Source organism: Amycolatopsis sp. WAC 01375, assembly GCF_003947325.1.
Taxonomy (GTDB): domain Bacteria; phylum Actinomycetota; class Actinomycetes; order Mycobacteriales; family Pseudonocardiaceae; genus Amycolatopsis.
Genome location: NZ_QHHW01000024.1, coordinates 206,359 through 228,562 on the forward strand (window position 1 = coordinate 206,359; position 22,204 = coordinate 228,562).

The 22,204-nt window shown below is 68.6% G+C and carries 19 protein-coding genes and 1 pseudogene; 15 read left to right on the plus strand and 5 right to left on the minus strand.

Features of this window, described 5'->3' with window-relative positions; all coding sequences use genetic code 11:
- Positions 1-26: 26 nt before the first annotated feature.
- The 6 genes from DL991_RS13060 to DL991_RS13085 all read left to right on the plus strand — a co-directional run bounded on the left by DL991_RS13060 (position 27) and on the right by DL991_RS13085 (position 5,767).
- Positions 27-794 carry a MoaF C-terminal domain-containing protein gene (locus tag DL991_RS13060; protein WP_125784364.1) on the plus strand — a complete coding sequence of 256 codons (768 nt, stop codon included), beginning with the start codon at positions 27-29 and terminating at the stop codon, positions 792-794.
- A gap of 32 nt (positions 795-826) precedes the next feature.
- Entirely contained in the window at positions 827-1,219 is a 393-nt protein-coding gene (locus DL991_RS13065) for a nuclear transport factor 2 family protein (protein ID WP_125784366.1), read from the plus strand.
- Positions 1,216-2,394 carry an ABC transporter substrate-binding protein gene (locus DL991_RS13070; RefSeq protein WP_125784368.1) on the plus strand — a complete coding sequence of 393 codons (1,179 nt, stop codon included), beginning with the start codon at positions 1,216-1,218 and terminating at the stop codon, positions 2,392-2,394. The genes DL991_RS13065 and DL991_RS13070 overlap by 4 nt, the downstream gene beginning before the upstream one ends.
- Positions 2,395-2,524: 130 nt before the next feature.
- On the plus strand, positions 2,525-3,385 hold the full coding sequence (locus tag DL991_RS13075) for a branched-chain amino acid ABC transporter permease (RefSeq protein ID WP_125784370.1): 861 nt from the start codon (positions 2,525-2,527) through the stop codon (positions 3,383-3,385).
- Positions 3,372-5,075, plus strand: coding sequence for an ATP-binding cassette domain-containing protein (locus tag DL991_RS13080; protein WP_125784372.1), 1,704 nt, complete (start codon positions 3,372-3,374; stop codon positions 5,073-5,075). Before DL991_RS13075 ends, DL991_RS13080 begins: the two co-directional genes overlap by 14 nt.
- On the plus strand, positions 5,072-5,767 hold the full coding sequence (locus DL991_RS13085; protein ID WP_125784374.1) for an ABC transporter ATP-binding protein: 696 nt from the start codon (positions 5,072-5,074) through the stop codon (positions 5,765-5,767). Before DL991_RS13080 ends, DL991_RS13085 begins: the two co-directional genes overlap by 4 nt.
- Before the next feature lie 152 nt (positions 5,768-5,919).
- On the opposite strand, the pseudogene DL991_RS13090 reads toward DL991_RS13085, so the two are convergent.
- Positions 5,920-6,706 (minus strand): annotated as a pseudogene (locus DL991_RS13090) (SDR family NAD(P)-dependent oxidoreductase).
- A gap of 14 nt (positions 6,707-6,720) precedes the next feature.
- On the minus strand, positions 6,721-7,440 hold the full coding sequence (locus DL991_RS13095) for an SDR family NAD(P)-dependent oxidoreductase (RefSeq protein ID WP_125784376.1): 720 nt from the start codon (positions 7,438-7,440) through the stop codon (positions 6,721-6,723).
- Positions 7,441-7,554: 114 nt separating this feature from the next.
- Between DL991_RS13095 and DL991_RS13100 the strand changes: the two genes are divergently transcribed.
- The 4 genes from DL991_RS13100 to DL991_RS13115 are packed head-to-tail and all read left to right on the plus strand — an operon-like array spanning position 7,555 to position 12,489.
- Positions 7,555-9,420, plus strand: coding sequence for a primary-amine oxidase (locus DL991_RS13100; protein WP_125784378.1), 1,866 nt, complete (start codon positions 7,555-7,557; stop codon positions 9,418-9,420).
- A gap of 10 nt (positions 9,421-9,430) precedes the next feature.
- A complete protein-coding gene (locus tag DL991_RS13105; protein ID WP_125784380.1) occupies positions 9,431-10,222 on the plus strand; it encodes a molybdenum cofactor biosynthesis F family protein in 792 nt (263 codons plus the stop codon).
- Positions 10,223-10,225: 3 nt separating this feature from the next.
- Positions 10,226-11,860, plus strand: coding sequence for an amidohydrolase (locus DL991_RS13110; protein WP_125784382.1), 1,635 nt, complete (start codon positions 10,226-10,228; stop codon positions 11,858-11,860).
- Between the two features lie 41 nt (positions 11,861-11,901).
- Positions 11,902-12,489: a TetR/AcrR family transcriptional regulator gene (locus DL991_RS13115; RefSeq protein WP_125784384.1), complete on the plus strand. Its 588-nt coding sequence runs from the start codon at positions 11,902-11,904 to the stop codon at positions 12,487-12,489.
- A gap of 264 nt (positions 12,490-12,753) precedes the next feature.
- Here DL991_RS13115 and DL991_RS13120 read toward each other — a convergent pair whose 3' ends face one another.
- Together DL991_RS13120 and DL991_RS13125 are read right to left on the minus strand one after the other, a co-directional pair.
- On the minus strand, positions 12,754-13,689 hold the full coding sequence (locus tag DL991_RS13120) for an alpha/beta hydrolase (protein ID WP_125784386.1): 936 nt from the start codon (positions 13,687-13,689) through the stop codon (positions 12,754-12,756).
- Positions 13,686-14,672, minus strand: coding sequence for a methyltransferase dimerization domain-containing protein (locus DL991_RS13125; RefSeq protein WP_125784388.1), 987 nt, complete (start codon positions 14,670-14,672; stop codon positions 13,686-13,688). The genes DL991_RS13120 and DL991_RS13125 overlap by 4 nt, the downstream gene beginning before the upstream one ends.
- A 234-nt stretch (positions 14,673-14,906) precedes the next feature.
- On the opposite strand from DL991_RS13125, the gene DL991_RS13130 reads away from it, so the two are divergent.
- The 5 genes from DL991_RS13130 (at position 14,907) to DL991_RS13150 (ending at position 20,831) form a co-directional block, all read left to right on the plus strand.
- Positions 14,907-16,667 (plus strand): ABC transporter ATP-binding protein, encoded by a 1,761-nt coding sequence (locus tag DL991_RS13130; RefSeq protein ID WP_125784390.1) that lies wholly within the window; start codon positions 14,907-14,909, stop codon positions 16,665-16,667.
- A complete protein-coding gene (locus DL991_RS13135; protein ID WP_125784392.1) occupies positions 16,664-18,244 on the plus strand; it encodes an ABC transporter substrate-binding protein in 1,581 nt (526 codons plus the stop codon). The genes DL991_RS13130 and DL991_RS13135 overlap by 4 nt, the downstream gene beginning before the upstream one ends.
- Positions 18,241-19,185 (plus strand): ABC transporter permease, encoded by a 945-nt coding sequence (locus DL991_RS13140; RefSeq protein ID WP_125678541.1) that lies wholly within the window; start codon positions 18,241-18,243, stop codon positions 19,183-19,185. The genes DL991_RS13135 and DL991_RS13140 overlap by 4 nt, the downstream gene beginning before the upstream one ends.
- Positions 19,182-20,102, plus strand: coding sequence for an ABC transporter permease (locus tag DL991_RS13145; protein ID WP_125784394.1), 921 nt, complete (start codon positions 19,182-19,184; stop codon positions 20,100-20,102). Before DL991_RS13140 ends, DL991_RS13145 begins: the two co-directional genes overlap by 4 nt.
- Before the next feature lie 75 nt (positions 20,103-20,177).
- Positions 20,178-20,831 carry an alpha/beta fold hydrolase gene (locus tag DL991_RS13150; protein ID WP_125784753.1) on the plus strand — a complete coding sequence of 218 codons (654 nt, stop codon included), beginning with the start codon at positions 20,178-20,180 and terminating at the stop codon, positions 20,829-20,831.
- Positions 20,832-21,244: 413 nt separating this feature from the next.
- Here DL991_RS13150 and DL991_RS13155 read toward each other — a convergent pair whose 3' ends face one another.
- Entirely contained in the window at positions 21,245-22,186 is a 942-nt protein-coding gene (locus DL991_RS13155; protein ID WP_125784396.1) for an aldo/keto reductase, read from the minus strand.
- Positions 22,187-22,204: the final 18 nt, after the last annotated feature.

The window sequence follows — 22,204 nt, forward strand, 5'->3', positions numbered from 1 at the left end:
GGTGCGGTCACCTCGACGATGACCGCATGCCCGAAGCATCAGAGGAACAGTGGCGCACCTATGACGAGTTCGCCGCCGGAATAGCCACCTACCGCCTGCCGAACGCGGACCTGTCGGGACGCGAGCTCACCGTCACCCTCGACGACGGAACGACGCTCGCGCTGCGGTTCGAGGACGCCGAAACCGTCTCCTGCAACGGCATCAAGGATCCGTACGACGCGGTCGCCGTCCGGGAAGACGTTTTCTTCGTCAATCTCCCACACACCAGCGTGGAAGGTGAAGCGCTCACCGTCGTCCTTTCCACGACGACGCATCGCGCGCTCGCCGTGCGCTCGGTCATCGGCGCCGAGGACGTCGAAGGCGTTCCCCGTGTCTCCCAGACGTTCTGGTCCGGCACGACCGACGCGGGCGCGCCGACCGGTGAGGTACCGGGGCCGTCGCGCGACCTGATCGGCAAGCGCAACATCTACCGCTACAGCCCGGAACACCTTTACGAGCACGTGTACGTGTCTTCGCAACGTTATGCCTGGCAATGCCTCGAAGGTGTGCAGCGCGGCCACGGGGACATGGACCTCTCGACGGTGTGGAAGTTCCAGGACGGGCTCTACCTGTTCTGCTTCCGCGAATTCCGCATCGCCGTGGCCAGTGTGTGGCTGCACGACCTCGGCTACGGGCTGAAGACCACCGGCGTCTTCCTCGGCCTTACCGGCGATGGCCGGTCGGAACACTCTCGCGCGGGCGGGCACATCTACCCACTCGGCGCCGTCGCCTATCCCGACGCGCAACCGGTCTGACCACCGTTCACCAAAGACATCAGGAGTTCTCAGTGTCCAATTCAGACATCATCGCCGCGCATTACGCCGCGAGCGACCGGGGCGATCTGGCGGGCATGCTGGCCCCGCTCGGTCCCGGCACCACCTGGACGGAGGCGGCCGGTTTCCCTTACGCCGGCACCTACACCGGCCCGGAGGAAGTACGGGACAACGTCTTCGGCGCGATCGCGAAGGACTGGGACGGCTACACCTTCACCCTCGGCGACCTGCTCGACGCCGATGACACGGTGATCGGACTCGGAACCTACCAGGGCAAGCACCGCGAGACCGGTCGCTCGTTCACCGCCCGGGTCGCGCACGTGTGGCGGTTCGACGGCGGCAAGGTGGTCTCGTTCGAGCAGATCGTCGACTCGGTGCCCGTCGTGAACGCCATGGGGAACCGGTGAAACCCGCACGGCGACTGGTCGCCCTCGCCGCCGGCGTCCTGCTGGCCACAGCCGCCTGCGCCGGGGCCGAAAGCGGTTCGAGCGGCCCGATCGTGGTCGGTTCGGTCAACGCGCTGAGCGGCGCGGCCACCTTCCCCGAGGCATCCCAAGCCGCGAAGGCGGTCTTCGACGCGGCCAACGCGAGCGGCGGCGTGAACGGCAGACAGATCGAGTACAAGGCCCTCGACGACAAGGGCGACCCGGCGGCCGCGGCCGCCGCGGCCCGTGAAGTCGTCGGCCGCGACGAAGCGGTCGCGCTCGTCGGCTCGTCCAGCCTCATCGAGTGCGAGATCAACAACAAGTACTACGAGCAGCAGAAGATCCTGTCCATGCAGGGCATCGGCGTGGACCCGGCGTGCTTCACCAGTCCCAACATCGCTCCGGTCAACGTCGGCCCTTACCACGACATGACGCTGACCCTGCTCTACGGCTCGGAAACGCTGAAGCTGAACGACATCTGCGCGCTGCTGGAGATCGCGGGCAACACACTGCCGTCGTACCAGGCGGCCATCGACGAGTGGTCGGCCATCACCGGCAAGAAGCTCAAGTACCTCGACGCCACGGTGCCCTACGGCGGTTCCGACTACACCTCCTACATCGTCAAGGCCCGCAACGCCGGCTGCAAGGCGATCACGGTGAACCCGGTCGAACCGGATTCCATCGGACAGCTCAAGGCCGCCGCCGCGCAGGGCTGGAACGACGTCACGTGGCTGCTGCTGACCAGCGTCTACAGCGAGAACTACGCCAAGGCCATCACCAACGCCGGTGCCGGCGTGTACGTGCCCGCCGAGTTCTACCCGTTCACCGACGCGACCAGCCCGCAGAACAAGGACTGGCGCGAGCTGATGGCCAAGAACAACATCCCGCTGACCTCGTTCAGCCAGGGCGGCTACCTGGCGGCGAAGTACTTCCTCGACGTCGTCAAGGGGATCAGCGGGGACATCACGCGTGAGTCGGTGACCAAGGCGCTGCGCGAGATGAAGCCGATCACCGATCCCATGGTCGGCACGCCGTACGTCTTCGGCCCCGGCCAGACCCACCACGACAACACCGCGGGCTGGCCGATCAAGCTCGCCTCCGGCACCAACAAATGGGAGCTCGTCGCCGACGACTGGCTGCGGATCCCCAAGAAGTAACCGGAACGGCAAGTGGTGGGTCGCGTGGGTCGTGAGTGGCGATTCGGGTTCTAACCCGAATCGCCACTCACGCCCCCCCGGACCGGACGGCCACTTGCCCTCCCCTCCCCTTCCCCCCTCAGGAGGATTCATGCTGCAGGGAGCGCTGGCAGGCTTGGCCGCCGGCGGACTGTACGCGGTGTTGGCGGTCTGCCTGACGCTGATGTCGCGCCTGGTGCGGGTGGTGAACTTCGCCCAGTCCGCCACCGGGATGTTCGGCTGTTACGTGGCGGTGTTCCTGTCCGTCCACGCGGGACTGCCGACATGGCTCGCCACGGTGGCGGGGATCCTGCTCGGCGGGCTGCTCAGCGCGCTGCTCGGCTGGATCGTGTCCACCTGGCTCGCCGAGGCGGACACCGGCACCCGCTCGGCGGTCACCGTGGCGGTGCTGCTCCTGCTGATCTCGTTGTCGTTCATCCTGTTCGGCAACAAACCGCAGCCGTTCCACCCGATTCTCGACGGACCGGCGGTCACCGTGGGCGGCGTGGTGATCAGCCAGGTCACCGTGGTCACCGTCGCGCTGGCGGTGCTGGTGGCGGTGGCCAGCCGGATCGTGCTGAGCCGGACCTCGGCGGGAGTCCAGCTCAGGGCGCTTTCGGAACGTCCGACGACGGCGGAACTGCTGGGCATCCCGGCGAAACGGCTCAGCGTCGCGGTCTGGGCGGTCACCGGGGTGGTCAGCACGCTGGTCATCTCGATCGTGGCGCCGTCGCAGTCCAACGACGCGACTTCGCTCGCGATGCTGGTGGTCCCCGCGGCCGCGGCGGCCTTACTCGGCGGATTCCGCCGCCTCGACTTCGCCGTCGCGGGCGGGCTGGGGCTCGGCCTGATCCAGGGTGCCGCCGCGCAGGTCGACGGCCTTTCGGTGGTGCGGTACTTCCTGCCGTTCGCAGTGATCGTCGCGCTGCTGCTCTGGTCGCAGCGCAAGGAGGTGTGGGATGCGGCTCGCTGAACGAGGGATGCCGTTCGTCGTCGCGTTGGTGGCGATCGCGGCGGGCTATGGCCTGAGTGTCGGGCTCGACGGGTATTTCGTGTACCTCGGCATGAGCGCCGTCGTCGCCGGGATCTCGCTGCTCGGACTGGGCGTGGTCACCGGGAGCGCGGGGATGATCTCCCTGTGCCAGCTGACCTTCGGTGCGGTCGGTGCGTGGACGGTGTCCGCGCTGAACGAGGCGGAGGCCCCTGGCGGTTTCCTCACCTGGCTGCTGCTCGGCGGTCTCGCCGCCGGGCTGGTCGGGGTGCTCGTCGGGCTCCCGGCGTTGCGGCTGCGCGGGATCAACCTCGCCGTCGTCACGCTGGGGCTCGCCGCCGCAGCCGATCTCGCGCTGGTGCAGCTCCAGTTCCCCGGCGTCGCTGGCGGGATCTCGGTCGAACGGCCCGACGCGTTCTCCGACGACCGGTCCTACTTCCAGCTCGCCATCGTGGTGCTGGTGCTGTGCTGCCTGGCCGTCTACTTCCTGCGCCGCGGGCGCTGGGGCAGCGCCTGGCAAGCGGTGGCCTTCTCCGAACGCGGCACGGCCGCCGCCGGGACGAGCGTGCGGACCTCGAAACTGACCGCGTTCGCGGTGAGCGCCACCCTCGGCGGGATCAGCGGCGGTCTGCTCACCGGACAGGTCGGGCTCGCCTTCCCGGCCAGTTTCACCGCGATCCAGTCGCTGGCGCTGTACGTGCTGGCGATCATGTCGGGCGCGCATCTGATCGACATGGCCGTGTTCGGCGCGGTGCTGTGGGTCGGCGTTCCCGAACTGCTGAAACGCTGGGGGATCCCCCAGGACTGGGGTTTCGTGGTGTTCGGCGTGCTCGGGGTCCAGGCGCTGGCCGGCGGCGGGAACCTCGGCACCACGGTGCGGAACGTCTGGTACCGGCGATCCAAGAAGGAACCGGCGAAACTCGACCTCGCCGCCGGGACCGCGGACATCGAAGCCAAGGCGCCCGGCCCGCCGGTGCTCACCGTGCGCGGTCTGAGCGTGAACTTCGGGCACGTCGCAGCACTGTCCTCAGTGGACATATCGGTGCCGGAACACGGGGTGCTCGGCGTGATCGGGCCGAACGGCGCGGGCAAGTCGACGCTGGTCGACGCGATCAGCGGCTTCCTGCCGAACGCCGAAGGCCGGGTCGAACTCGGCGGCAACCCGCTGACGGGGTCGCCGTCGAACCGGGCCCGCGCCGGATTGCGCCGGACGTTCCAGCAGGACCGCGTCCCGCCGGGCCTGACGGTCGGGGCGTACCTCAAATTCCTGGCCAGGCGGCGGCTCACCGCCGATGAGATCGGCGAGGCGCTGGACTTCTTCGGCTGCCCCTCCGCCCGCACTCCACTGTCGCAAGTGGACGTCGGCGCGCGCAGGCTGGTCGAGGTCGTCGGGCATCTGCTGGCGCGGCCGCGTGTCCTGCTCCTCGACGAGCCGGCCGCGGGACTTCCGCACGAGGAACACGTCGCGTTCGGGGAACGGCTGCGGCAGGTTCCCGCCCGGTTCGGGGTGTCGGTGCTGCTCATCGAGCACGACCTCGACCTGGTGCGTTCGGTCTGCGACACGATCACCGTCCTCGACTTCGGCCGTGTCCTGGCCTCCGGCCCGCAGGCCGAGGTGCTCGCGGATCCGGCCGTGCTCAAGGCGTACATGGGCGAAACGGAGCTGTTGTGAACGCTTTGCGGATAGCGGGGCTGACCGTCACGCGCGGCGCCGGGCCGGTGATCTCCGGCGTCGACCTGACCCTGGAGCCGGGCCGGATCACCGCGCTCGTCGGCCCCAACGGCGCCGGGAAGACCAGCCTGCTGGAGGCCGTCTCGGGTGTGGTGCCCGCCTCGGCCGGAACCGTCCACATCGGACCGGACGAGATCACCAAGCAGTCGCGCGTCTCCCGCGCGCGGCGGGGTCTGGCGCATATCGAACAGGGCCGCGCGGTGTTCGGCGGCCTGACCGTGCTGGAGAACCTGATGCTGACCGCGCGCACCCGCGCGCGGGCCGACGAACTGTTCGAACTGTTCCCCGAGCTGGAGAAACGCCGCGACTCACCGGCGGCGCTGCTCAGCGGAGGCGAACAGCAGATGGTGGTGCTGGCCCGCGCCTTCGCCGCGCGGCCGTCGTTCCTGCTGATCGACGAGATGTCACTGGGACTCGCGCCGGTGGTGTTCACGCGGCTGCTGCCGATGGTGACCCGCTTCGCCGAGGAAGGCGCGGCGATCCTGCTCGTCGAGCAGTTCACGCATCTGGCCCTCGGGGTGGCGAGCGACGCGCTGGTGGTGTCTTCGGGGCGTGTCACCTATGCGGGTTCCGCGCAGGGCCTGCTGGACTCCCCCGGCACCCTGCACTCGGCCTACCTCGGCGAATCCTGAAGCGCGTGAAGGCCCCCTTCCCTCGGCTGAGCCGAGGGAAGGGGGCCTTCACGCGCAACTACTACTGAGGGGTAGGGCAAAGGTGGCGTGGCCGGTGCCGGGGTCGTGAGTGGCGATTCGGGTTAGAACCCGAATCGCCGCTCACGACCACCTCAAGAACCCATTCCCGCCCGTTCGAAGGCCAAAGTCGGCAGATCGACGGCGTGCGCGCCGCCGTCGGCCACGATCACCGCACCGGTGATGTACGAAGACTCCGAAGACCCCAGGAACCGCACGATCGACGCGATCTCCTCGGGTTCGGCGGGGCGGCGCAGCGGGACCCCGCCGGTAGCCCTCGGCGTGACCGCCGTCGAAGCCCGCGGCCTCGGCGAACTGGTCCATTTCGCCGTCCGCCATCGGGGTCCGCACCCAGCCGGGACAGACCGCGTTCGCGCGGACGCCCTTCGGCCCGTAGTCGCGGGCGATCGAGCGCGTCAGGCCGATCAGCGCGTGCTTGGCGACGGTGTAGCCGGCGACGTTCGGCCCGGCGAACAGCCCGGCCAGCGACGACACGATGACCACCTGGCCACCGGTTTCGACCAGCGACGGCAGCGTGGCCCGGCAGAACACGAACGCGCTGGAGAGGTTCGAGCGCAGGGCCAGTTCCCATTCCTCGTCGCCGGTGTCGGTCACCGAAGACAGGCCGTGCCCGCCGGCGTTGGCCACCACGACGTCCAGCCTGCCGAACTCGCCGACGATCTCCGCCGCGGCGTTCTCGGCGGCTTCGCGATCGCTGGCGTCACACGCGATGACACGCGCGCCGGTTTCGGCGGCCACCTTCTCCAGCGGCTCGCGCCGCCGTCCGAGCACCACCACCTGGGCACCCTCGTCGGCATACCGGCGGGCCACCGCGGCACCGATACCGGTACCGCCACCCGTGATCGCGACAACCTTCTTCACTTGCGGAGTCCTTTCTAAGCGGGGAAACCGGAACGGGCCGAGACGCCGAAGTCGGCGAGCACGGCCTGGCCGTTGACCGCCCGCGAGCGCGCGGACGCGAGATGAAGCACTTGCCAGGCGACTTCTTCCGGAGCCTGCACCGGGAACGCGGGATCGTCGAGGACATCGCCGAGATCGCCGCGCGCCATCGGGGTGTCGACCACCGAGGGACAGACGCAGTTCACCCGGACGCCGGGAAGATCGACCGCGAGAGCCCTGGTCATCGCGACCACGGCCCCCTTCGAAGCGCAGTACGGCACCATGCCGGGCGCGCTGGTGAACGCCGAGTCGCTGGCCAGCAGGACCACCGAGCCACCCGACGCGGTGAGCCACGGCGCGGCGTGTTTGACCAGCAGGAACTGGCCGGTGACGTTGACCGCCATGAGCGCGGCGAAGTCCGCCGCCGAGGTTTCGGTGACCGGTGTCCCCACCGGTCCGGAGATCCCGGCGCAGCCGACCACGACGTCGAGTCCGCCGAACCGGTCGGCCACGGCGCCGACAGCGGCGGCCACCGACGGCTCGTCGGTCACGTCGGCCCGGACCGCCAGGAGACCGTCGGCGAGTGTCGGCACGGGTGCCCGGTCGACGGCGCCGACCCTGGCCCCCTCGGCGAGGAAGGCGTCGACGCAGGCAAGGCCGATACCGGACGCCGCGCCGGTCACCAGCACGGCCTTGCCCGCGAGATCCAGTCGCATGGCGCCATCCTCCGGTCCGGGCCTTTCACGGAGGTTGGCCGTCAGTGCACCCTTCTTGTCCGCGGCCGCACGGCGGCCTTTTCAGCCGGGGGCGGACCGGCAAGACTGCGAAGCATGACCAGGCCGCATCCGCTCGACCCGCTGACCGCCGACGAACTCACCGCAGGCCGCGCGATCCTGGCCGGGGAGGGCCTGCTCACCGAGACCACGCGGTTCCCGGCCGTGCTGCCCGTGGAGCCGGAGAAGGGCGACGCCGCCCCTGATCGCCGCGTCCAGTACACGCTGCTGGACACCGCGACCGGCCAGGCGCGTGATGTGGTCGTTTCGCTGGCGAAGCGCGAAGTGGTCTCCACTGAGGACTGCGGCGAAGGCCAGCCCGCGTACCTTTTCGAGGAGTACGACCTCGCCGCGTCGATCACCAAGGCGTCGCCGGAATGGCAGGCCGCGATGGAGCGGCGCGGTCTCGGTGACCGGATCGGGCACGCCTTCTGCGCTCCCCTGGCGCCCGGGTTCTTCGGCAGGCCCGACGAGACCGGCCGGGTCATCCGCTCGCTGACGTTCCTGCGCGACGACGAATCCGACAGCCCCTGGGCACATCCGGTCGAAGGCCTGATCGTGCACATCGACTTGACCGGGCAGCGCGTCATCCGGGTGGAGGACGAAGGTGACGTGCCCGTCCCGCCGGAGCACGGCCGCTATGACGGTGTCCCGGCACGCACCACCCTCAAGCCGATCGAGATCACCCAGCCGGAGGGTCCGAGCTTCACCGTCGACGGCAACGAGGTCACCTGGGAGGGCTGGAAGCTCCGGGTCGGCTTCAACGCCCGCGAGGGTCTGACCCTGCACCGGATCTCGTTCCAGGATCGCTCGGTGCTCCACCGGGCCTCGGTGCCGGAGATGGTGGTGCCCTACGGCGACACCGCGCCCGGCCGGTTCTGGATCAGCTACTTCGACGCGGGCGAGTACCTGCTCGGCAAGAACGGCAACGACCTGCGGCTGGGCTGCGACTGCCTCGGCGTCATCCACTACTTCCCCGCGTTCGTCGCCGACGATCACGGCCACCCGGTGGAGATCCCGCGTGCGATCTGCATGCACGAGGAGGACTACGGGATTCTCTGGAAGCACACGGATCTCGCCGGCCGCGCCGAGGTGCGGCGGTCGCGGCGGCTGGTGATCTCGTCGATCTCCACCATCGGCAACTACGACTACGGTTTCTTCTGGTACCTCTACCTCGACGGCACCGTGGAACTGGAGGCGAAGGCCACCGGCATCGTTTTCGCCGGCGCCGCGCACCCAGGCACGGAACATCCACACGCCAACGAGATCGCGCCCGGCCTGTTCGCGCCGGTGCACCAGCACCTGTTCTGCGCGCGGCTGGACGTGGCGATCGACGGCGAACGCAACTCGCTCGTCGAGGTCGACGTCGAACGGGTGCCGATGGGCGATCAGAACCCGTACGGGAACGCGTTCACCTGGAAGGAGACCCCGCTGCGAACCGAACGGGAAGCACAGCGGCACGCGGATCCGGCCAAGGCACGCGTCTGGGAGATCCGCAGCGCGGAACGGACCAACCGGCTCGGCTCGCCGACGGCGTACCAGCTCGTGCCGAGGCCGTCCGCGACCCTGATGGCACAGCCTGAATCGACCGTCCATCAGCGGGCGACGTTCGCCACCCGTCACCTGTGGGCGACGCCGTACCGCGCGGACGAACGCTTCCCGGCAGGCGACCGCCCGAACGCGCATCCGGGCGGAGCGGGTCTCCCCGCCTGGACCGCCGCCGACCGCGATCTCGTCGACACCGATCTCGTGCTGTGGCACGTGTTCGGTCCGACCCACATCCCGCGTCCGGAGGACTGGCCGGTCATGCCGGTCGACTACTCCGGTTTCTCGTTGCGTCCCTACGGCTTCCTGGACCGCAACCCGGCCCTGGACCTGCCTTCCGGCGCCTCCGACGATCACTGTTCCGCCCACGAGCACTAGGACCGCACCAATGCCCGAACTGACCCTGTCCGATACGTCCACCTGGCTGCCGCTGGACGGTCTGGCCCCCGGTTTCGACGCGAACAAGGCACCCACCGTCGGCGACCTGCACGGCCGCACCTTCGAACTCGCCTGCGAAGACGGCACCACGTTCACCGCGGCCTTCTCCGGCACCCGGATCGAATGGTCCTACCGCGGCACGGGGACCGACCGCTGCGAGACGTTCCTGGTCGACGACAACCTCTACTACGTCCAGTTCCACCCGCAGGCACGGCAGGACGAGGCGTTCACGCTGCTGCTGGACCTGCGCCGCGGCCGCGCCCTCCTCGTGCTGAGCAAGATCGGCGACACCTCACCCCGTGTCACGCAGGCCTTCGTGGCCGCCACGATCGGCGGCATCGAGCCGACCGGGGAATCGCTCGCCCCGACCACGTCGCTGGTCGGGCGCCGGGTGCTGTGGGTGTACAGCACCGAGCACGCCTACGAGCACGTGTACCTCAGCCCGCACTGGTACACGTGGCAGTGCCTGGCCGGTCCGGAGCGGGGGCTCGCGGACACCGACGAGAACTCGGTCTACGAGCTGCGGCCGGGTATCTACGTCTTCGCGTGGCGGGAGAAGGTGATCCCGTGCGCGTCGGTGACCGTCGCCGACCACCGTGACGCGAAACGGCTGCGCTCGCACGGTGTCCTTTTCGGACTGGACGCCACCGGCAGCACGCCAACCCATTTCACCTTCGGCGCGCACGGCAAGCTGTTGAGCACCACCGTGCACCCCGAGGCGTACGACCCCGCCGGGAGCTGAGCCTTGACCGCCGACATCGTCCTCACCAACGCCACCGTGTACACAGTGGACGGTGGCAGACCCTGGGCATCCTCGCTGGCGATCAAGGACGGCAAGGTGCTGTCCTTGGAGGACATCGAACGCGGGCCGAACACCGAGGTCGTCGACCTCGAAGGCGCTTTCGTGATGCCCGGCCTGGTCGACGTGCACAACCACCACGCCCTCGCCGGCCGCGCGGCCCTGTTCGAACTGAACTTCGGCCTCGACGCCGGACTGGACGACATCCTCGCGTCCGTCCGCTCGCGGGCCGCCGGGCTCGGGCCGGACGAGTGGGTGGTCGGCGGCGCCTGGGCGTCCACTTTGGTCAGCGCCCTTTCGCGGTCTTCGGCCCGGCACGCGCTCGACGAGGCCGCCGGCGGACGGCCCGTCATGCTTTCCGACGACAGCAGGCACAACCGCTGGGTGAGCAGCCGGGCGCTGGAACTGGCGGGCGTCACCTCGTCGACGCCCGACCCGGCGGGCGGGGAGATCGTCCGCGATCCTTCGACCGGTGAGCCCGTCGGCATTCTGCTCGAGGCGGCGGGCGTCGCCGTCGAGCGGGCGCTCAGCGAGACCCGGACGCTCACCGCGGATCAGCACGCCGCGGCGTCACGGCACGGCATCGGCACCCTGCACTCGTACGGCGTGACCGCGTTCCAGGACGCCGGTGTCTCGTCGGACATCCTGCGCGCGCTGAAATCGCTCGACGACGCGGGCGAACTACGCGCGTGGGTCGTTTCGTCGCTGCTGATCAATGACCCGATCTTCGGTTTCGACCCGATCGGGGCACCGCTGCTGGAGGTCGCCGGGCAGTACCGGAGCGAGCACCACCGGCCGGACTTCGTGAAGATCTTCCTCGACGGTGTCCCGCCGACCCGGACCGCGGCGTTCCTGGAGCCGTACCTGCCGGACGCCGCGCACGGGGCCTGTCACCACGGCGCCACCACCATGCCGGGTGACGAACTCGTGGGCTGGCTGCGCACCGCGGCCGCGGCGGGCCTGTCGGCCAAGGTGCACTGCACCGGGGACGCGTCGGTGCGGGCGACGCTGGACGCCGTCGAGAAGGTGCGTGCCGAGGGCTTCACCGAAGCCCGGTTCCAGGTCGCGCACGGCCAGTTCGTCCACCCCGACGACCTCCCCCGCTTCGCCGCGCTGGGCGTCGCCGCGGACATCTCGCCGTTCCTGTGGGTGCCCGGCGTCATCCCGGCCGCCATCGCCGAGGTGCTGCCCGGCGATCGCGCCGGGCGGATGCAGCCGAACCGGTCGCTGCTGGACGAGGGCGCGCTGGTCGCGGGCGGTTCGGACTGGCCGGTCAGCGAATCGCCGAACGCCTGGGAGGGCATCCACGGCCTCGTCACCCGTCGGGATCCGACCGGCACGTTCCCCGGAGCGTTGTGGCCGGAGCAGGCGATCACCCTGGCCGAAGCGGTCGAGGTCTTCACTCTCGCGGCCGCCCGCGCGATGGGGCTGGGCGACGTCACCGGCTCATTGGTGCCCGGGAAGTCGGCGGATTTCGTCGTCCTCGACCGCGATCCGTTCCGAACCGATCCGGCCGCGCTCGTCAAGACAAAGGTGACACAAACGTGGTTCGCCGGGCACCGCGTGTATCACCGGGCCTGATCTCCTACACTGGTAGAAGAACCAGTGCGGGAGGTCTGCCGATGCCGAAGATCATCGACCACGACGAGCGGCGTAGTCACATCGTCGACGTCACCTGGGATTTGATCACCCAGGGCGGGATCGAGGCCGCCACCATGCGCGAGATCGCGGCGGCCGCAGGCTTCGCCAACGGCGCGCTCAAGCTGTACTTCCCGAGCAAGGAAGACATCATCCAGGCCACCTACGAACGCGCGCTCGGCATGATGCGCGAGTACGTGGAGCTGGACGAGTTGCGCGGGCTGACCGCGCTCCGCGAGCTGTGCGTCTCGTCGATGCCCATCGACGAGGACCGCATCGCCGCGGGGCGCGTCCTGCTCACCTTCTGGCAGCTTTCGCTCACCAACCCGAAACTGCAGGACAAGTACCTCGAACACATCCGCTCGTGGCGGGGCCTGCTGCACCGGTATCTCACCGAGGGCCGGGAGGACGGCGACATCGTCACCGAGATCCCCGACGAACAGCTGGTCGACGAGGTCGTGCTGATCAACGCCGGGGCGAACGTGATGAGCCTGGTCGCCGGGGAGTTCTCGACGATCGCTTTGCAGCGACAGCACCTAGAGTCGTTCCTCGAGCGTCTCACCCGCCCCTGACGGGCCCTTTCCCGCATCGGACGCCGTGAAGGCCTCCTTCCCTACCTTCAGGGTAGTGAAGGAGGCCTTCACGGACTTCCGCCTGCACAACCGGACTCGCGTGATGAGGCGGAACTCGCGTGATCAGACACCGAACTCGCGTGACTGGAGGCGGAACTCGCGCCACCACTACGAGGACGTTGCGAAAGCCACTTTCGCAACCTTGAGCGTTGCAAAAGTGGCTTTCGCAACGTGCCGGCGCCGGCCGATACCGCAAGTAGGTGACTAATCGCGGGAGTCGAAGATCCGGGTCAGGAAGCTCGCCACGTGCCGGTGCGAGCGCGGTGAAGCCGGGAGATCCGTGTACAGACCGTAGAACCCGTGGATCTGCCCCGAGTACCGCGTCAGCTCGACCTGCGGCCCGGCGTCGGTCAGGCGCCGCGCGAACTCCTCCCCCTCGTCCCGCAGGACGTCGTACTCGGCCGTGAGCACCAGTGCCGGCGGGAGCCCCGTCAAGTCGGCGGCCCGCAGCGGCAGCAGATACGGATCGTTCAGCTGAGCCGGATCCGACACGTACTGCTCGAAGAAGAACCGCATCGCCCCGGCGGTCATGCCGAAACCCTCGGCGAAGTCCACATAGGACCGGAAACCGTCGTCCGGGTGACCGTAGACCGGGCAGATCAGCACCTGCGCGGCCACGGGCGGGCCACCCCTGTCGCGGGACATCATCGAGACCACCGTCGACAGGTTGCCACCGGCACTCTCCCCGCCGATCGCGATCCGCCCGGAGGCGACCGCGGGACCCGCACCACCCGATGCGAGCCATTCGACGACGGCGTAGCAGTCGTCCGGAGCCGCCGGGAACGGATGCTCGGGCGCGAGCCGGTAGTCCACCGCGACGACGGCGACCTTGGCCATGTTGCACACCGCCCGCGACGCGACCTCGTTCTCGTCGATCGAGCCGATCGTCCACCCGCCGCCGTGGATCCAGACGAACGCGGGCACCGGAGTGGCCGACTCGGGCAGGTAGATCCGCACGCGCACGCCAGAAGGCAGCACATGGTCGGTGACCGAGGCGACCTCTTCGACCGACTCGGGACGTCGCCAAGAGGCGGCGAACGCGGCGCGCAACTCGGCGGCCGTCGGGGGAACAGCGGGCGCTTCGGGCTGCGGACTGCGGGCGAGCAGTTCCTTGACGGCGGGATCGAGGGTCACGGTCACACCGCTTCCGCGACGAGCACCCGCGGGCTGCCCGGCAGCGCCAGCCGGTCGGTGACCCGCCAGCCCGCCCCGCTCAGCCACTCCCGGACCTCGGCCTCCGGGTAGACGACCGTCCCGTCGATCACCAGGTACTCCCCCGCGTGCAGGGCGTCGATCGGGCGCTGGACCCCGTCGTCGTCGAGGAAGAAGTCGAGCAGCAGCAAAGTCGCCCCCGGTGCCGCGGCGGCACGGGCGTTGCGCAGGATCTCCGCGTTCTGCTTCGCGTCGAACCGGTGGACGACGTGGTTGACCATCACCAGGTCGAACTCGCCTTCGGGGCGCGCGGTGGGGGTTTCCGCGCCGACGACGGTCGCGCGGTCCGCCAGGCCCGCCTCGGCCGCCGCGGTGGTGACCGACTCGGTGAAGCCCGGGTCGAAGACGAACGTGGTGCGCAGTTCGTCGTTGGCCTTCATGGCCTCGACCGCGAACGCGCTCGAGAGGCCGCCCAGGTCGAGCAGCTTCCGGTGGGGGCCGAAATCGAACGCGCCGGCCAGCATCTTGGCGTGCAGGGCGTTATACGTCATGACACCGGCCATGAACGTGCCCCAGCGCGCGTCGTCCATCTCCAGCTTCCCGGGCTCGCCACTGTCGGCCGTGTGACCGAATTGCAGCCAATGCGGGTAGCTGATCGAGTCCAGGAACGTCAGGAACGGTGCCAGATCGAGGTCTCCGCCGCCGAGGTACTCCGCGGCGTCGGCGGCCGGCTCGTACCGTCCGTCCACACGGGACAGCAGACCGAGTGATGACATGGCGTCACCGAGGATGCGGGTGATCTTCTCCGGTTTGCCGGTCTTCCCCGCCAGTTCCGCGGCCGTCAGCGGCCCGTCGGCGAGTGCGGTGAACAGGCCGATCCGGCTCGCCGCGAAGAGTTGCTTTGCCGCCATGTACCCCACGGCTATGTCCACGATCCGCTCGGGACCGGCAGTCTTGGTCGACCCGCTCACGGGTGCCCTCCTTAGCTCGTTTCCGCCGATAGTCTACAGGCGTAGACAAAAGAATCCAGTGCAAGTTTTCGCCCGCCACCAGGAAAAACCTGCCGGATATCAACTTCCTACATTCGTAGAATATACCCATTGACAGCACCTCCACCCAGTGTCAACATGCGTAGAACTACCCCCGCCGGAGGCCCGTTCCCCGGCAGTGCGGCCCGCTTCGGGCGGGCTCGGGAAAGGGGATTCATGACCCTGCTCGAATTACGAGAACTGACCGTCGGCGTGATCGCCGACGAAACCGAACGCGACCTGGTCCGCGAACTCTCGTTCGACCTCGAACAAGGCCGGACACTCTGTGTGGTCGGCGAATCCGGCAGCGGTAAAACGGTGACGGCCTTGTCGATCATCCGGTTACTGGAGTTCGTCGCGCCGGTGTTCACCCGCGGTGCGATCACCGTCGACGGCGTCGACGTCACACGGCTTTCCGCCGACGAGATGCGCGCCTACCGCGGCCCGCGGATCGGCATGATCTTCCAGGAGGCCTTGGATTCACTCAACCCGAGTCAACGGGTCGGCAAACAGCTGGTCGAGGCCTACCGGAAGCCCGGTTCCCTGCCACGCCAGGCCGCGCGCAAGGGCACGCCGCTGCACCGTGAGGCCGAGGCGAAAGCACGCGGTTTGTTGGAGGAGGTCGGGCTCACCGACACCGACCGGGTGCTTTCCCTGTACCCGCACCAGATGTCCGGCGGGATGCAGCAGCGCGTGATGATCGCGCTGGCGCTCATGGCCGACCCGACCCTCCTGATCGCGGACGAGCCGACCACCGCCTTGGACGTGACCACGCAGGCGGAGATCCTCACCCTGTTCGATCGCGTCCGCCGCGACCACGGCACCGCCTGCGTCTTCATCACGCACGACATGGGTGTGGCCGCGCAGGTCGCCGACCGGATCGCGGTGATGTACCGCGGCGAACTCGTCGAGCTCGGGTCCACGGAGGACATTCTGCACGCACCGAAGCATCCCTACACCAAGGCGTTGCTCGACTGCGTCCCGCAGCTCGGGGTGAGCAGGCGCGACGGGTTCCCCACCATCTCCGAAGCGCTGCTCGAAGCCGCGATGAACGGCGAATCGGCGGTCGCGACCGAAACCAGGTCACTGAGCCGCGCGAAGACCGGAGACACCGGCGAGGGCACCGCGCTCGTCATCGATTCGGTGTCCAAAGTGTACGGACGACGCGGCCGGTTCTCCCTGAGCCGCGAGCAGGAGGTGCACGCGGTCGACAACGTCTCCTTGGCGATCGCGCCCGGCGAGTTCTTCGGCCTGGTCGGGGAATCCGGTTCGGGCAAGACCACGCTCGGCCGGCTGGTGAGCGCGCTGGAGACGCCCACGGAAGGCACCATCACCTTCGGCGAGCACCGGTGCACCCCGTCCGGCCTCGACGGCGACGAGCGCGCGTTCCGCCGCCGCGCGCAACTCATCTTCCAGGACCCGCAGAGCTCGCTCGATCCCCGGCACACCGCCGCCCGGATCATCGCCGAACCGTTGCGGGAACTCATCGGCCTCCGCGGCGCCGAGCTGGACCGCCGTGTCACGGAACTGATCGACGAGGTCGGCCTCCCCTCCGACACCGCGAAGAAACTCCCCTCGCAACTCTCCGGCGGGCAGCGCCAGCGTGTCTCGATCGCCCGCGCGATCGCCGCCGAACCCGACCTCATCGTCGCCGACGAGCCCACCTCGGCGCTCGACGTCTCGGTGCAGGGCCAGGTGATGAACCTGCTGCTGGAACTGCGGCGCACCCGTGCGCTCAGCTTCCTGTTCATCACGCACAACCTCAGCCTGGTGCTCTCCGTCGCCGATCGCGTCGGCGTGATGTACCAGGGCGAACTGATCGAGATCGGCGAACCGGACGAGATCCGGCTCCACGCCCGGCACGAGTACACCCGCCGTCTCCTCGCGGCGAACCCCGAACTGCCCGCCCACCCCCACACTGGAGTGCGGAACCCATGAGACGAACCCTGACCAAGGCCGCACTCGGCCTGGCGACCGTCCTGCTGATCAGCTCGTGCATGGGAGGGCAGGCCGGCGGTGGGGCCGCAGACGGGCCGCCGAAGCCCGGCGGCAACCTGAACGTCGCCGTGCCCACCGATCCCCAGTCCCTCGACATGGTCGCCAACCCCGGCCAGGTGACCGCGCATATCGGCAACATGATGTACGAGAAGCTGTTCGAGGTCGACAAGGGCTTCGCCGCCCGGCCCATGCTGGTCGAGGACTACACCACCAGCCCGGACAGGCTCACGTACACCTTCAAGCTGCGCCAGGGCGTCACCTTCCACGACGGCAACCCTCTGACGTCCGAGGACGTCGTCGCGAGCCTCAAGCGATGGCAGCAGGTGCACCGCACCGGCCAGCTGGTCACACCGGACATCGAGGCGATCACGCCCGCCGACCCGGCGACGGTGACCATCAAGCTCAAGCAACCCCGCTACCCGCTGATCAACGAACTCGCCGGCGCGGGCACGGAGATCTACGAGGCGAAGAACCTCGCCGGCGTCGCGCCGACCGGGTTCGCTCAGGACAAGGCGATCGGGACCGGGCCGTACAAGCTCAAGAGCTGGGACATCGGCCGCGAGCTGGTGCTGGAGCGGTACTCCGGCTACAAGTCCCGGTCCGAAGAGGACTGGGGCGGGCAGGCGGGCGCCAAGCACGCGTACCTGGACACCGTGACCTACAAGGTGGTCTCCGACCAGGACGCGCTGATCAACGGCCTCCAGACCGGCCAGTGGGACCACATCATGCCCACGAACGACCAGTACGAGCCGCTGCGCGACAACCCGGCCGTGGTCGTGCACAACCTGCCCGGCGGCAACGACAACGTGGTGATCCCGAACTTCAACACCGGTTCGAAGTTCGCCGACCCCCGTGCCCGCGAGGCGCTGAACCTGCTGCTGGACAAGCCCGCGATCAACGCGGCCACCGGCGGCAGCAAGGACCTCACCATCGAGACCGGCGCGTTCGCCTCACCGGACAACAAGCAGTTCTATTCGACCGCCGGCGAAGAGGTCTACAAGAAGCACGATCCGGAGAAGGCCAAGCAACTGCTGGCCGAGGTCGGGATCACCGCCGGCGCCACGATCCGCATCGTCACCACGAACTCGTACCCGGAGTTCGGCAAGTGGGCGGTGCTGATCCAGGACAGCCTGTCGAAGATCGGCATCAACACCAAGATCGACACCTTCGACTTCGCCACCATGCTCGGCACGCTGACCAAGGAACCGGGCGGCTGGGACATCACCACGCTGTTCTTCGACTCGGCGCTGACCTCGCCCGCGCAGATGCCCGCGCTCACCCTGGGCACGCTGAACGGTTCGTCCTCTCCCGAGCTTGACGCGCTCATGGCCGAGTTCAACGCCTCGACCACGCCGGAGCAGGCGAAAGCGGTGGTCGACAAGCTTCAGGCGTTCACCTGGAAGCAGCTGTCGGTGATCACCCTGAGCCAGTCGAAGCTGTACGCGGCCTACTCCCCCAAGCTCAAGGGCTACGGCGACTTCTACCGCGTCTTCTGGAACACCTGGCTGGCGTCATGACCGGTCTGCTGCTGCGCAGGCTGCGCGATCTGGTGATCATCCTGGTGATCGTCGGGACGATGATGTTCTTCGTCATCCGGCTGATCCCCGGCGACCCGGCGCAGGCCATCCTCGGCCCGACCGCGCGACCGTCCGATGTGGACGCTCTGCGGGAGAGCATGGGACTGAACGGGACACTCTGGGAGCAGTACTTCAGCTGGGCCGGGAACGTGCTGCAGGGCGACTTCGGCACGTCGATCACCTACCACGCTCCGGTGCTCGGTGTGGTCGCCGACCACATCCTGCCGACGCTGACCCTCGCCGTGCTGTCCACGGTGATCAGTTTCTTCCTCTCGGTCGCGATCACCTCGTGGCAGGCGGTGTCGCCGCGCAATCCGGTGGCGCGGGCGCTGGACCGGTTGTCCGCGCTCGGGATGGCGATGCCGGACTTCTGGATCTCGCTGATGCTCGTGCTGGTGTTCTCGGTGACGCTGCGCTGGTTCCCCTCCAGCGGCTACGAGAACCTCTTCACCGATCCCGCGACGGCGGTGCCCGCGCTGGTGCTGCCGTTGACCGTGCTGGTCATCGGGCAGACCGCGTTGTTCGTGCTCACCCTGCGGGAAAGCTTGCTCGGCGAACTGCCGTTGGCGTATCTGCGCACCGCGCGGGTGAAGGGACTGTCGGAGCGGCAGGTCATGACGAAACATGTCCTGCCGAACGCCCTGATGCCGCTGATCACCCAGCTGGGCAGCAACTTCGCCATGCTGGTCGGCGGGATCGTGATCATCGAGTCCATCTTCGTCGTGCCGGGGCTGGGCCATCTGCTGATGGGCGCCGTGTCCACTCGCGACTTCCCGCTGATCCAGGGTGTGACCCTGTTCGTCGCGGTGCTGTTCGTGCTGGTCAACCTGCTGGTGGACCTGTCGTACGCGCTGCTCGACCCGAAGGTGCGTGTCTCGTGAGCGTGGCACTGGTGGAAAAGACGTCGCCGGTACGCGAAACGCCGCCGCCCGGCCGGGCCGCCAGGGTGTTCCGGCGCAACCGGATGCTGGTGATCACGACCGGGTTGCTGGCGGTGATCGTCCTGGCCGTGATCGTGCTGCCGTTCTTCCTGCCGAGCGTCAGCGCGACCGACCCGGTCAACCGGCTCCTGCCGCCGTCGGCCGCGCATCCCCTCGGCACGGACTCGTTCGGCCGTGACGTACTCGCCCGGCTGGTCTCCGGCGGACGGGCGTCGCTCGGGCTGTCCGCGCTGATCACCCTGTGCGCGGCCTTCACCGGCCTGGTGATCGGCCTGATCAGCGGGTTCTTCCGCGCCGCCGACGCGGTGCTGATGCGGGTGATGGACGCCTGGATGTCGTTCCCGGCGATCATCCTCGCGATGGCGCTCGCGATCTCGCTCGGCGCGAGCATCTGGACCGAACTCATCGCGCTGACGGTGATCTTCACGCCGTTCACCGCCCGCGTCATCCGCAGCCGGGTGCTCGGCATCGCCGGGCGTGCCTATATCGGCGCCGCCCGGGTTTCGGGGATGAGCAAGTGGAAGATCCTCGTCGTGCACGTGTTCCCGAACGTACTGCCGCTCGCGCTGGTGCAGGTGGTGATCCTGTCCGCGGCGGCGATGCTGGTGGACGGGGCGATGAGCTTCCTCGGTCTCGGTATCGCTCCCCCGACCCCGACCTGGGGGAACATGATCGCCGAGGGCCGCTCGTACCTCGTGCAGGCGCCCTGGCTGGTGATCGTGCCCGGCGTGACGATCATGGTGTGCGTGTTCCTTCTGAACCTCATCGGCTCGTCGCTGCGGATCGCCGTCGACGCCCGCGCGCGGACGCTGAGCGAGATGCAGCGCCTGCGCACCCGCCGCCCCTCCGGCAACTGAGAAAGGATTCCGTTGTCTGCCACTACTTCCCTGGCCGTGCGCCGCTTCGCCCCCGAGACTGTTTCGGGGCCGCCTGTGCTGCTGGTGCACGGATTCGCCTCCGACGGGCACACCGACTGGATCACCACGGGCTGGCCCGCCGCGCTCACCGCCGCGGGCCGCGAAGTGCTCGTGCCCGACCTTCCCGCGCACGGCTCCAGCCCAGCTCCCTCGGGCTCCCTGGGTGCCGCCGCGATCACTTCGGAACTGACCCGGCTGGTCTCGGATCTGTCCGAAGTGGACGTTGTCGGATACTCGCTCGGCGCGCGGCTGGCTTGGGAACTGCCCGCGCAAGCTCCGGTCCGGCGGCTCGTGCTCGCCGGCGTGAGCCCGTTCGAACCGTTCGGCGCCGTCGACGTCGCGGCCGCGCTGGCGTTCGCCGACGGCGGCAAGGCACCGGCGGATCCGCTGACCGGGATGATCGCGCACATGATCACCGCACCGGGACGGAACCCCGCCGCGCTCGCGCGGTGCATCGAAGACCTGCGGGCGGAGCCTTTCGCGCCGGTTTCCGGTGCTGTGTCCGTGCCGACGCGGTTCGTCGCGGGGGTGGAGGATCCGGTGAGCCAGGGCATCGAGACGTTGGTCGAGCTGGTGCCGGGTGCGGATCTCGTGCGGGTGCCCGGGGATCACGGTGGAGCTTTGCGGAGTCCGGAGTTCAAGGCTGCGGTACTGGAGTTCCTCGGCTGAGGTTGCGCCGGTTCCGCCTTCATGTCATGAAAGGGTCGTTCAGGACATCTTTCGTCCTGAACGACCCTTTCATGACATCCGGGAGGCGGCGCCGGCTGCGTTGCGAAAGCCACTTTCGCAACGTTGAAGGTTGCGAAAGTGGCTTTCGCAACGCAGCCTTCTCCCACGCCCTCGCAACGGCTCCCTCCCTCGCCCCTCGCAACAGCTCCCGAGGCACGACCGATGCCATGAAAGGTCCTTTCCTTGCGAATTTTGCAAGGAAAGGACCTTTCATGGCACGTCAGGCAGGGGTGGCGGCCTCGCGTGGCGACGGAGCAGCGGGCGCGGATCCAGCACTCCCCCAGCCGCAATGAAGGACGCTTTCATAGCAAATTTTGCTATGAAAGCGTCCTTCATTGCGGTCCCGAAAGGCGTCAGAAGGTCCCATCGGCGGCGACCGAACGGTCCAGCCAGAGATCGTCCAGAGCCGCCCGCACCTCAGCCCCGCGAGAAGCGGCCAACGCGACAGCGCCCAGGTTGTCCTCCAGCTGGGCCATCCGGCTCACCCCGAACAAAACGTTCGCCACCGGCGCGTACGCCAAGCAGAACGCGACAGCCAGCTGCGAAGGGCTCACCCCGAAGTCCCCGGCCACCGCAACCACTCGCGAAGCGGCGGCACGGATCGAATCCCGGATCCCGCCCGGATCGGCGCCGATCTTCCGCGATGGGGTCTTGCCGAGCAGCACGCCACCCTCGAACACGTCGGACGCCTGCAGCGTCAACCGCCCGGCCTCGAAATGTGCGCCGTAGAAAGGACCTTCCGCCATGGACCGCCGCGCGACGCTGTACTTGAGCTGGGCGAAAGCAGGTGCGGGAAGTCCTTCGCGCGAAGCGAAGTCCAGTGCCCGGTCGAGGTCCGCGGCCTGCCAGTTGTTCACGCCCCAGACGTCGAAGCGGCCGAGCCGGATCTGTTCGGCGACCTCGGTGACGATCCGTGGGATGTCCGGGCGCTCGAAGTAGTCGCCGACCACGACGGCTTCCGCGCGGTCGACGCCGACGCGGCCGAAAGAGGTCGCGAGCTGCTCGGCGAAACCGGTGTTCGGGTAGTCCCAGAGCCAGAGTTTGCCGCACAACTGGTATTCGTCGCGGCTGATCCCGGCCGCTCGGACGGCCTCGCCGAAGAGGAGATCCGTACGCGACTGTTCGGCATGCGGCCCCATGTTGTAGTGGGCCACGTCGAACAGCGTGACCCCGGTGTCGATCGCGTGCCGGATCAGGCGCACCGCGTCGTCGAAGTCCATGCGGTCCCAGGTGTTCCACGATCCCAGGCCCAGCGCCGAAGTGGCGAAGCCCAGCCCGTTTCGCTTCTCGTGCACGAGATTTCCTTTCGCTGG